An 11,552-nucleotide genomic window follows, 5' to 3' on the forward strand; every position below is an offset into this window, starting at 1 on the left:
GAAATACTGTCTTCTCGTTCAAAATAGCGTTCACAGGCAAGACAGAGAATCCAGACCTGAATCTGATTGATATTATAGAGAGTCATCAAATTTTCCATAGCTGTGCTATAAGCTTTTGTTTTCTTGATTTTAAGCTTTGAATCGTTTAATGTCTGATATACACAGCTCATTGCCTTAGAGATGTTCCATCTGATTTTCTTTTCGTTCATCTGTTCTTCCATAATTAATTCTCCTCTCGTTTTACACACATAAATATACATATGGAAACTATCATTTAGTGATAGAGTAATAATTTTCTGAAGATTTCGGAGATTTTTTTTCTAATGTATAGAATTGATGTTAGTTATGGTAACGTTCAAATTTTGATGTTTTGTGGTTAAAAATCATTGGTATATCACCAGCCCAACTATTTATATTTTTCACAATTTTAAGCTTACAATCTTGCTTTTCATCATCCTCTCGTAATCTGTCTCTGTGGAGGAGCAAAACCATATCTGCCAAATATGGAATAATCATATATTTTTTGAAATCTCGTAATGAGGGTTCGTTATCTTCTTCTGCAGGTGGAAGCTCTAGTTCTACAATTACAGGAATATGCTGCTCAATTGCAAACTTTTTTAACTTTCCCAATATACTTTCCAAGTTGATTCTATATTCATCCTTCTCCGAATCAACAAGCTCTTCAAATAATTCAAAGCCATTAATAAAAATTATCTGAACCTTTCGTTCTTCAATCAATATTTTAGTTTTCCATTCCAATGTTTCAAAACTACTATTTGGTTCATTCATCAGATATATTGATGCGTCAAATAAGTTTTTTGCTGCTTCCTGGATTTTTGGAATATCTGAAGGTTTCAACATTCCATGACGAATTTTCTGAACAGGTACATCTGAATTAATGGAAATAAATCTTGCACCTAAGAAAAAATCATCAAAATAGTCATCGGAATAACCTAAACTAATATATCCAACGGGTATGTTTTTATTTAATGCAATTTGATTACCAAGAGTTAACGCAAACGCTGTTTTTCCGATGGAAGGTCTGGCGGCAAGAATAATTAAATCTCCCCTGTGAAATCTCAAAGGTGAAAAGTCTGTATCTATATAATTCGGATCGTTTTCTTTATTCTTATAAAGAGATTCAATATGCTTTATAGTTTTAATTGTTATATTTTTTATAGAGTTATATAACTCTGAATCTTCTGGTCCTTCTATTTCTTTTAAAAGATCGAACATTCCGATTTCTTGATTCGTAGTTTTGTTATTTGCTTCTTCTTCCATTTTTCCTAACCTCTGTATGGAATTATAAGAAGTCAAAACTATCAAACCCTGATAGAAAAGTTATTTTTCGTAAAAACTAGAGCCCCAGACTCTTCGCCATATTCCTAACAGTCTCAGTCCATTCATCTACGAAGGACTGTGGAGCCAGAGGAATAATATCTTCACCGTATGGAAAAAAGGTTCGCAGAATTCCGAGCGGCTGATTGCTTGTAAAAGTAACCAGTACAGCTCCGTCTTTATGAATATGATCACCTGTGTACGGTTCTACCTTCTTATCTGGAGCAAAGTCTGCCTCGGAAAAATAAAGTGCAGTTCCCTGGAAAATGAACTTATATTCTTCAATTGTATCTGCCCCAAGAGCACCGAATGAACCGACGTTGTATTCATCCAAATGCCAGATTTTTTCATCAGGAAGTTTAAAATGCTGCGGCAAAAGCTTTAGGTTCTTCATGCGCGGAACAACAAAGTTTCGGATATTCTTGCTATTTGGATTATCCTGACTTTCGGCCAGGCCTCGAAGATACCACTGTTCAGAATCATAAATCAGCTGCCATGGTTCTATCTTTCTGGCAAAGCCTTTTTTATTCAAACGGACATTCTCATAATCAAACTCAAGAACCTGATTATTCTGCAGGGCTTTAAGAATTGTATCCCAATTGGTTTCGTCAACTGCAGCAACAGCCCGTTTCCCCATCACGATACGGGTTTCAAACCAGGGCTTTTCTTCAAAATGGGTTGTTGAAAAATTCACCTGCCCTGCCCCATATGCATCTGTTTTTATCGGGCTTTCAAAGGTCTCGCAGATGTTCAAAAGTGGAGTATATAGCGGTGTATTCTGGAATTGTTCAAAGAGTTTCAGCACCATTGAATAGGCTGGCATTTCCTGCTCTTGAACAAATACAGATGGCAGCTTAAAAAGTCTGCTGGTATAATGATAGCCGCCATTTACCTTGCAGTATTCAAGCGGGGCATTAAAATCATCACGAAGTCGGCGCAGATCACGATCAAGCGTAGGAACTGAAACTTCAAGTTTTGCAACAAGTTCATCTTTTGTATAAAACCTGTCCTGCTGAAAAAGTGAATCCAATAAAAACAGTCTGAGATTTTCCTTTGTCGACTGACGTGTATCCTCTTTTGCCATAAAGTTATTATAACACGTAACTGACCTATATTCATCAAATAAAGAATGCCAGGTAGCTTAAGAACCTTTGTTTAGATTATTCAAAAAAACTACAGTTTCGGGATTTTCGGCTTCCCATTCCTTTTTCCGCTGTTCAAAAAGTTTTGCCAAAAGGGAGTTGTTATCTGCATAGGATTTTTTTACATAATCTTTCATTTTATTAAAATCTTTTTCAGATAAAGAATCAGGCTCGCCTGGTGTATAAAAGAAATCATCTGCATCCTCTGTAAAGAAAAGCCAGAATGATTTTTTTTCATTTAATTCTTCCAAAGTGTCATTCTGAACTACAATATAAATCATCATTCCGAATTCAACTGTGAAATAATACTGCACATCGAGGATATTGGCTGGCAGGCCGGTTTCTGACTTTAATAAACGGATTGGTACCTGATTATCCATAAAAACCTCCGGGGGAAAATCTAGTAATAATGTCTATGGTGTTCCATTCTTCTTTCATAAATATACTTGTTCCATTCGTGGAAGAGATATTCGAAAGAACCGTTTCCCTTCATTACCGTTGCACAGGCTTCTAACAAAGGCATTGCTGGATTGCTATCTTTGCAGGCAGCAATATCAACTTTTTCACACAAGGTTGGAAAGAAGGCCAGATGGTCGTAACAAAACCTTTCATCCTCTAGATAATCAGCTGGAATACCAACATCGCTGATATCCCCACCCCTCTTTTCACGAACCTGAAGAGATTCAAAGAAAACCTCATCATCCTGGAGATTACAAACAACTCCCATGAGGCCATCGTCAATTCTGCAGATAATATCTCCATTACGGAATGGATGCGGAATTAATACCAGAAGATTTTCAAAGCCGTCATGATGTTTGTTGTAATACTCATCTACCATAAAAGAGGAATCGAGGTAATAAAGATTAAATTTATCAGGATTACCCTTCTCCGGAATGAATTTTCCATAGACATAATTATCTCTGTCATCAAGCTTATACTTTCTTAATCTAAAGGAGAGTATTTTTTCTTTGCAATCCTTAAAGTCATCGATTTCTTTTTCCATTCTTTCATAAACTTTATTTATAGAAGAAAAGATGCCACACATATATGGCTCCCCTCCCCTATATGAAGCAGATTCCACGTACTCAAGTTCATAAACATTTCCGGGAGAATCATTTAAAAGATACTCTTCCAACTTATTTTCCATACCAATATAAGCTTCAATCTCATCTGCGATTTCTGCAGCTGAATAAGAATTCTTATGTATTCCGCTGATAATTCTAGTTTTAGCATTTGATTCTGCCCTTAGTTCAGGTACCAGTTCCGCAAGCAAAGCATCCTTCTGGGAATAACTCAAAAGTGTATTCTGACAAATCAAAGTTGCCAGTTCATATGGAGCAAAAATCCGTCCCATTTTCTCGCAATAATCGCGGACTTCTTTTGAAGGAATCGCCGCGTGTATCAGTTTCTTGTATTTTTCGTCTGTCATAGGAACCTCTTTTATCTTCTTAATATTCATCTAAAATTTTATTGAAACGAGCGATAGTAAATTCATTTACTATCAGTTTCCCAAATGGTTTAAAAATGTTTCTTGCGGTTTTCGCAATCAGGCATTTTCCGAACCACAGGTAATCCCCTTCATACGGAAAACCTTTGACAAGTTTAAGCCCTTTCTTCCAGATTAAAGCATAAAAAGTCTTTTTCTTTTTAATCACAAAGAAGCAAAAACAAGGTTCATACAATTCGAATACAAAGTCTTTGATATAATTATAATCAACCGTGATAAAAGGCTCTCCGCTCTGTGCGATTTTAAAAATCTTAGATATGTTCATAACTTCGACCTCCTGACAGATTAATTTCATCTTACAAGACTCCGATATCATTTAATGATATACTCAAACTGTATAATTCATAATTACTATGGCTGATGCAGAAATCAACATTGAGAAAATCTTCGCAAATATGATGTTCGGAAAAAATAAAACCGAGTGTGGTTATTTTCTGAACCGTGAAGCTGAGAGTATTCTGACCTATTTTGACAGGCAGGATTCTACTCTCTCTGTTGAAAAGCTTGACTGCATTACCTATGAACGCCTGCTCCGACAGGGCTTTCGCCGTTACAATTCACTTGCTTACAAAACCTGCTGTCAGAATTGCCATGAGTGTATTCCAATCCGTATCCCAGTAAAGACTTTTGCTCCATCTAGGAGTCAGCGACGAATCCTTCATAAAAATCAGGATGTGGAAGTTATAATTACTACAAGCCCGGCTGATTTTTGCACGGACGAAAAAGCTCTCATGTACCGCAATTATTACAATCATCATAATGAGGAAGAACCCGGCTTCAAGCTCCTTACTCTGCAGGAAGCTGCCGAAGATCTTAAAAATATGAATAGCGGCTACAGCGGAGTTATCAATCTTGATTATAAGCTGAATGGCCAGCTGATTGGCGTCAGCATCCTCGATTATGTTTTTGACCAGCACGGATTTATCACCGGACTATCGTCCAACTATTTTTATTATGATATTAGAGAGGAAGTTCTTAAGCGTAGCATTGGCGTTTACAGCGTTCTTGTGGAAATCAACTTCTGCCTGCAGAATCATTTTCCTTATTACTATCTGGGACTTTATCTGCCTCATTGCCGCAAGATGAATTACAAGGTCAATTATAAACCTTACCAGCTTCTACTAAACGGAATCTGGAGTAACAGCCAGGGTCTCGAACAGTGTCCTCAGGTTCTAGAAAATTATCTTCGTATTGAAAATGAAAAATCCCGTTCTTGCAAAATTGATACAACTGATATTTTTGATTTTCCGGAGCCAGGTCTGATTTATGGTTATGATGAGATTTCCCTCGTAACAGATAACATTCCTCTGCGCCTGCTTTATTCGGCTTATAATCAGGGAGTCTTTCCCTGGTTCAGTGAAGACGATGGAGATCCTGTTTTGTGGCAGTCTCCAAAGAAACGCTTTGTGATTCCAATCCGTCAGCTGCACGTTTCAAAATCAATTGAAAAATTTCTCAAGCACAATCCATACACCTACACCATTGATAAGGCCTTTGGAGATGTAATCAAGAACTGCGCCAAGCAGAAACGCCCAAACCAGAACGGAACCTGGATTGGGCCCAAGATGATTAAGGCCTACAAGAAATTTCACAAGGCTGGATACGCCCACAGCATAGAAGTCTGGAAAGACGGAAAACTGGTCGGCGGCTTTTACGGCATCTTACTGGGCAGTGTCTTCTGCGGCGAATCCATGTTCACGATTGAACCCAACAGCTCCAAGAGCGCCTTTATTCTCTTCGCCCGAGCCTTCCAGAAAGCAGGCGGCAAACTAATCGACTGCCAGACCTACACCGAAAACATGGCCCGCTACGGCGCCCGCGAAATCACCCGCAAGCAGTACCTTGCAAAGCTGGAAAAGTACGCAAAGGTTCCGCTTAAATATGGGATAAATAATTTCTTTTCTATCACTAAATGATATTCCCGCCCTCTATAATTTCTACTATCAAGGAGGTTGGCTTATGACAGACGATTTATCTGTAGAAAGCAGAAAAGCACAGATTATGGTTTCTTACGCAATGGACAATATCACAAAGGAAACTCAGAAAGTCTTACGAGAATATTTACAGCATAAGCATTTAGAAAGTCTTGCAAAGGTAATCGCTTATCTGGAACTTGATTCAACAGAAGCTGATGAACTTCTGCAAATGTATGATTACGACACGCGGGATAAAATCTTTGAATGTTCCAAACAGTTTCAAAAAACTGATGATTCTGTCATTGCTGAAGCTGACCATGTTGTAAAAAGCGCCTTCATAAACTGCGAGGAAGATTACCAGATTATCAAAGAAAATCTTCCTGCAACAGGTCGAGATTTTTCTGAAAAAGCAGTTCACGACTTTCGCGCAAAGACTCCAGTTCTTAAGGAAAAACTTGATAAATGCGTTTTCAATATTGAGGACATCGTTTACCTTAAAGACAGAGATATTCAAAAAATCTTACGTGATGTAGATCGGGAAAAAATTGCAATCATCCTTAAATTTGAATCCGATGAAATTAGAAATAAGATATTCCGTAATCTGTCCGAACGTGCTGCAAAAATGCTTCAGGAAGAAATCGATTTGTTAGGCCCAATTCCACAAAGCCAACTTAATAACGCTCGCTCTTACTTCGTAAACACCATATTCCGCCTCGAAATTGACGAAGGAATGGATATTTTTAGTAGAGATAGTTTCTGGAACTTTTAATTTCAAAATTTTTGATTAGGATTATCGTCTTCCATTAGTGTATAACTTACACAAGAAGCCAGAGTTGTTATACTCATTGTACTGCAAATTGTAGACAGCATTGCGGGAAGACATACTATATTCAATGCATCCTGTATGGAATAACCGTTTTTAAAGACCCCGTATAAACAGCCGCCAACGATAGCAATCACATAAAGACATGTCTGGAATTTTATAGTACCTGCCAGAAATCTTGCGCTGCCATCCAGAGTACTGTAGAAATCAATATCTTTTCTAATTTCTTCTTTCTGTATGGAGGCCACTTCTTCTGTTATCGCACCAGAATTAAAATTTGTATCTACTTCAAATAATCTTTGATTCATTGAATCCAGAGCAAAACGAGCCGCTATCTTTGATGTATTCGCAGCATTCTTTTTAATAAAAAGATTTGCAAGTATTAGAAGTGCCCCTGAAATGATTATGTTTATAAGATACATGAACTTGAAGCCGGATTCTGGATTCATTCGAATACGCATTTCAAATAAAAGAATTAATCTTGTATAAGCAGTTCCTATGGCAATTAAAATCTGACTAAGGAAAAATATTATTAATGGCAGAGCCAGCGTCTTCTCCTTTCTGTTACTCACAGTGTACTTCAGAAACATGCATAATCCCCATATAAGTATGTATAAAATACCCAAAATGATTTCTGGGATTTTAAGAAATGCCAGTACAGCAGCGAAAATACAAGTTATTGGTATCAGATGAGTTAATAGAAATTTAAACATATAAGCCTCCAGACTTTGAAAACAATCGTTTTTCCTTAGTATACGCATAGGTAAAATCATCTAGTGATAGAGGAAAAATTAAAGTTTCACAATTACACCAACCACTGGATAGTAGATCACCTTTGCAAGAACCTTCTTACCAGCAGCAATCAGAGCCTTCTCATAGCATTCCAGCTGCCCCTTGTATTTACCTACGTAATAATCACTCTTTGCATTCAGAAGCTCTTCCTTTTTGCCAGGGAAAGTTTTGTAATCTACGATGACACATCCTTCTGCAGTTTCCCAGACGAAGTCCATGCTTCCGCTTACTTTCTGACCGTTTGACAGGTAATGTGTAAACGGCAACTCGTGATACTGTTTTACTACTGGGCCGAAGGTAGCCGTTAGCCAGTTTGTAAGAGCTTCCCACGCTTTTTTGATTTCATCTGTTTTTGGCAGATTACTTTCAAAGCCGTATGCTTTTACCAGGTCAGTAATATCCTTGTCGCTCTTGTTTTCTGCAATACAGAAGATGTCGTGGATGCAAGTTCCAAGGGCGGCAGAGTCTGCTTTACCTGTTACGGTAATAGCAGTTCCAGCTCCAATCATATCAGCTTTTACTTCTCCGCCTGGCATGCTGCTTGGCTGCAGGTCACGAGGGATCGAGTCCCTTGCTTCTTTAGCGGATAGTTTAAGACCTAAGTTTTCAGCCTTATAACCTTTGTATTCAATATCTTCATCAGCATTTTCCAATTTGTTTGATATTACACCTACTCCAAATAAGTCTGAATTTTCCTCCAGGAAATCTTGTGCGACAGTGTATCCTAATTGAGTAAAAGTAAGCATTGGTAAAGGTTTTCCACGTCTGCCATTAAGAACAATAATCAACTGATTTCTTGGACGAGTCATTGCAACATACATAAGTCGTTTTACTTCTTCTTTATAATCTTCAAGCAGAGTGTTATATCTTTCTGAAGCCGCTATCGGATTCAGCCATTCATCAGGTATGTTTGAATTGCCAAAAAGATTTGGAAAAACACTTATCTTTACTTCAGGGAATAATTGTTCTTTAGTCGATTCTGAAACGCGAATAATTCTTGTTCCTAAAATGTTTCGTTTTATGAACTTATTAGGATTAAGTATATCTTTGTCACATCCAAGAAGGATTACAGTCTTCCATTCCAGACCTTTTGAACGATGGTATGTAAAGAACTGAACTCCCTCTGTAGAACCTGATACAGAAATATCGTGTTCTACAAGATATGCAACAAAGCCCATGATAGAGCTTGGAAGATGCATTAATGCACAGTGATCTTCATAAGCCTTACCTGCTTCAATGATTGCATGAAGAAGTTTTGAGGTATCTACATTATCATTCAATTTCTTTGCTACATTAAACAAATCTAATTCAATGATAAGAGACTCAACCAAAGCAGATACAGACTGAAGCTTATATCGATCTCTGTTTTCCATTAATTTTCTTACTAAAGGTATATTATCATAGAAAAGATTTTCCGGCTTTTCTATCATCCTATACTCAAGCTTATCATCAATGATTTGCTCAAGTCTGTATTCCTCTTCTGTAAGGAATGCAATCTGTGCCTTAGGCAATTCTGCACTCTCATCAGCAACAAGTTGAAGCAATGCTGCTACTAAAGAAACTGTATCTGCACCAGACTGACCGCCTTCATCAATAAAGACAGGAACATTTGCAGTTCGTAAATAATCAGCCAAATCATTTAATTCATCATTAGATTTTGCAAGTACTGCAATATCAGAAGGTTTTTCACCTTTGTTAATAAGATCAATAATATTTGCAGTCAGTGCAGTAAATCTCGAATCTTTATTTGTTCCTGCGAGCCACCAGTAGTTTACAGAACCTGATTCTTCATCTCTCTTTGGCTCAAGACAAACCTCGTCTTTATTCTCATTTGAGAAACCTTTCTCAAAAACTGCATTTGTAAAATTTACAATTGCAGGAAGAGATCTCCAGCTATAACCCAGAATTTGTGTGCTGCAACCATCAAGTCCTTTCTTTTCGTTTTCTTTTACAATGTCCATTACTGCTGTTGTAAGAACTGTATCAGAACCACGGAATCCATAAATAGCCTGTTTCTTATCGCCAACCCATATACTGTGATCAACAATTTCAGAAAGTTTATCAAAAATCTTTACCTGAATCGGAGAGCAATCCTGAAACTCATCAACAAAGACATATTTGTATGTCGCTTTAATATCTGCAGCAATCTCGTCTTTTTCAAGCAGTTGATAAAAGTATTCTTCCATATCTGCAAAGTCGATAAGGTGATGCTCTGTCTTATATTCCTGATATTTAGCATTCCAATCTTCTGCAAGTCTGAACATTAATTCAATATATTTATTAAGAGTCTCACGAACTTCTTCTGAAGCATAAGGAGTTGCAAGGCTATCTGTAAATTCTGCTTTCAAGTCGGCAAGCTCTCTCCATGGTAGTTTCTTTACAAAATCACTAACATCTTTTGCATAACGGAAAGAAGAAGGATTTTTGATTTTCATCAAACGTCTCTGGGTTTCAATACTTCTTCTTCTAGACTGTTGATCATCAGAATCATCTGCGTCATTTAATTGCTGAGCATGGTCCAGAATATTTTCCAGTAAGTCAAAATTGACTTTAATATGATGTCCGCCATGTACAAGACTTCTTGTCATTTCCTTGGAATAAGCAATACTAGGATTAAAATCCTTTATCTGATAATTTTTTGCATATTCCAAAATTTTCGATAAATCACCCTTCCAGAAGTCATAATCAATTTTTCTAGTTTTAAAAATTGTAATATTAAATTCTTCTGCAAACTGATTTAAAAAAGCGAGGTCTTCCTCCTTAAGAAGATTCACTAAAGACTGATTTCTATAAAAATCCAGGTCCTCTTCTGCAATCGGATTAATTCTTGGACTCAAGCCAAGCACATACCAATACTTCAGAATTAAAGATTCGGCTACACTATGAATTGTTCCTATAAGAGCCTGATCAAGGCGGTCTGCTTCAGATACCATACCGTTTTCATAAAGCATAGCCTTTGCTTTTTCCTTAAACTCGGAAGCAGCTGCTTTAGTAAATGTGGTGAGAATTACATTTTCCGGTTCAACTTCTTTATTCTTGATTGCGTTTGTCAAAGCGAGAGTAAGAGAATAAGTTTTTCCACTGCCGGCACTAGCACTTATATATTTTACGTTCTTCATTTTCTACTCCCCCTACTTTCTGCCCTTTATTACTGCAATTGGATTATATGGACCTGTTTTTGCATTGTCATAGTAATCCATAGGCAAGAGACCAAGGTCTTCTCTCTGTCGCTCATAAGATATATTTTCTTCTGCCCAGCCTGAAGTTTCTTCCAGCTTACCGGAAATAATTTCATCCTTCCTGTATTTATAAGAACTCTGAATTTCTTTTAGAAGATCTTTGCCAGCACGTTCCGACTCAGTAAGAATGTGATTAAGATTTATTGTACCCTTTAAATCTGATGTCGAAACAAACTTAGCAAGCGGTAGCAGATAATAAGCAACTGCCTTTACCTTACGCTTTGTTTCCTGTTCAATAAGTTCCTTATACAAAGCAAGCTGAACGGATTTATTTTCTTTGAGCTTCTGAGCATATCTATCAGACATTGTCCATTTAAAATCAAAGATATATGGATTGCCTTCAGGATCTTCCAGTTGCATATCAATAAAGCCTTTTATTTCAATATCACCTATAAGACCATGTCTTATAACCTTATCTGAATCCTTTTCTCGTAGATAACCAGCTGATTTTTCACAGGCAACTACATGAAGGTTATTTTCTGAAATACCTTTCAAAAGTCCTTCAAGACTAGCACTTAACTGCTTCTTGAATTGCTGAAGTTCGAGTTTACCGTCTTTTATCAGGAGAATTGCTCCCTCAGATTGAACTGTTTCTTCAAAAATATCATCAAAATGTTTGTCTATCTGGGTACGAATATAGGCTGGTGTTCCGCTGTCTTTTTCTTCTTTCTTTGGAGAGAATAAAAGCTGTATTACTTTATGAGCCACCTTTCCTTTTGTTGTAGACAAATCATTTAGCTGTTCTAAAGCATTAGACTTAAAAGCCACATATGTATCTAACACATAATCAAGCGG

General features: G+C 37.1%; 11 protein-coding genes. 2 read left to right on the forward strand and 9 right to left on the reverse strand.

What is annotated here, in order from left to right; genetic code table 11:
* The 6 genes from MSI_RS11930 to MSI_RS11955 all read right to left on the reverse strand — a co-directional run.
* Positions 1-221, reverse strand: a 221-nt coding sequence (locus MSI_RS11930; protein ID WP_039924843.1) for a hypothetical protein, incomplete at its 3' end; no start/stop codon positions are given.
* Between the two features lie 118 nt (positions 222-339).
* Complete coding sequence (locus tag MSI_RS11935) at positions 340-1,281, reverse strand: DnaB-like helicase C-terminal domain-containing protein (RefSeq protein WP_009107387.1); 942 nt, start codon at positions 1,279-1,281, stop codon at positions 340-342.
* 76 nt (positions 1,282-1,357) lie between these two features.
* Positions 1,358-2,422 (reverse strand): YafY family protein, encoded by a 1,065-nt coding sequence (locus MSI_RS11940; protein ID WP_009107388.1) that lies wholly within the window; start codon positions 2,420-2,422, stop codon positions 1,358-1,360.
* Positions 2,423-2,479: 57 nt separating this feature from the next.
* Entirely contained in the window at positions 2,480-2,860 is a 381-nt protein-coding gene (locus MSI_RS11945; RefSeq protein ID WP_009107391.1) for a hypothetical protein, read from the reverse strand.
* Positions 2,861-2,880: 20 nt separating this feature from the next.
* Positions 2,881-3,909, reverse strand: a complete 1,029-nt coding sequence (locus tag MSI_RS11950; protein ID WP_009107393.1) for a hypothetical protein — start codon at positions 3,907-3,909, stop codon at positions 2,881-2,883.
* Positions 3,910-3,928: 19 nt separating this feature from the next.
* On the reverse strand, positions 3,929-4,252 hold the full coding sequence (locus MSI_RS11955) for a hypothetical protein (protein ID WP_039924844.1): 324 nt from the start codon (positions 4,250-4,252) through the stop codon (positions 3,929-3,931).
* Positions 4,253-4,340: 88 nt separating this feature from the next.
* Between MSI_RS11955 and aat the strand changes: the two genes are divergently transcribed.
* Together aat and MSI_RS11965 are read left to right on the forward strand one after the other, a co-directional pair.
* Positions 4,341-5,903, forward strand: coding sequence for a leucyl/phenylalanyl-tRNA--protein transferase (gene aat, locus MSI_RS14155; RefSeq protein ID WP_009107397.1), 1,563 nt, complete (start codon positions 4,341-4,343; stop codon positions 5,901-5,903).
* A gap of 43 nt (positions 5,904-5,946) precedes the next feature.
* A complete protein-coding gene (locus MSI_RS11965) occupies positions 5,947-6,672 on the forward strand; it encodes a FliG C-terminal domain-containing protein (protein ID WP_009107399.1) in 726 nt (241 codons plus the stop codon).
* Between the two features lie 2 nt (positions 6,673-6,674).
* On the opposite strand, the gene MSI_RS11970 is transcribed toward MSI_RS11965, so the two are convergent.
* The 3 genes from MSI_RS11970 to MSI_RS11980 all read right to left on the reverse strand — a co-directional run.
* Positions 6,675-7,439, reverse strand: a complete 765-nt coding sequence (locus MSI_RS11970) for an FHIPEP family type III secretion protein (RefSeq protein WP_009107401.1) — start codon at positions 7,437-7,439, stop codon at positions 6,675-6,677.
* Between the two features lie 78 nt (positions 7,440-7,517).
* A complete protein-coding gene (locus tag MSI_RS11975; RefSeq protein ID WP_009107403.1) occupies positions 7,518-10,637 on the reverse strand; it encodes an exodeoxyribonuclease V subunit beta in 3,120 nt (1,039 codons plus the stop codon).
* A 12-nt stretch (positions 10,638-10,649) separates the two neighbouring features.
* The coding region (locus MSI_RS11980) for a PD-(D/E)XK nuclease family protein (RefSeq protein ID WP_237706511.1) at positions 10,650-11,552 on the reverse strand (903 nt) is incomplete at its 5' end.

Origin of the sequence: Treponema sp. JC4 (assembly GCF_000260795.1) — a bacterium.
Lineage (GTDB): Bacteria > Spirochaetota > Spirochaetia > Treponematales > Treponemataceae > Treponema_D.

Bases quoted from the DNA above. Each gene is read 5' to 3' on its own strand.
- MSI_RS11940 (WP_009107388.1), bottom strand. From the start codon at position 2,422: ATGGCAAAAGAGGATACACGTCAGTCGACAAAGGAAAATCTCAGACTG.
- MSI_RS11965 (WP_009107399.1), top strand. From the start codon at position 5,947: ATGACAGACGATTTATCTGTAGAAAGCAGAAAAGCACAGATTATGGTT.
- MSI_RS11975 (WP_009107403.1), bottom strand. From the start codon at position 10,637: ATGAAGAACGTAAAATATATAAGTGCTAGTGCCGGCAGTGGAAAAACT.
- aat (WP_009107397.1), top strand. From the start codon at position 4,341: ATGGCTGATGCAGAAATCAACATTGAGAAAATCTTCGCAAATATGATG.
- MSI_RS11950 (WP_009107393.1), bottom strand. From the start codon at position 3,909: ATGACAGACGAAAAATACAAGAAACTGATACACGCGGCGATTCCTTCA.
- MSI_RS11955 (WP_039924844.1), bottom strand. From the start codon at position 4,252: ATGAACATATCTAAGATTTTTAAAATCGCACAGAGCGGAGAGCCTTTT.
- MSI_RS11935 (WP_009107387.1), bottom strand. From the start codon at position 1,281: ATGGAAGAAGAAGCAAATAACAAAACTACGAATCAAGAAATCGGAATG.
- MSI_RS11970 (WP_009107401.1), bottom strand. From the start codon at position 7,439: ATGTTTAAATTTCTATTAACTCATCTGATACCAATAACTTGTATTTTC.
- MSI_RS11945 (WP_009107391.1), bottom strand. From the start codon at position 2,860: ATGGATAATCAGGTACCAATCCGTTTATTAAAGTCAGAAACCGGCCTG.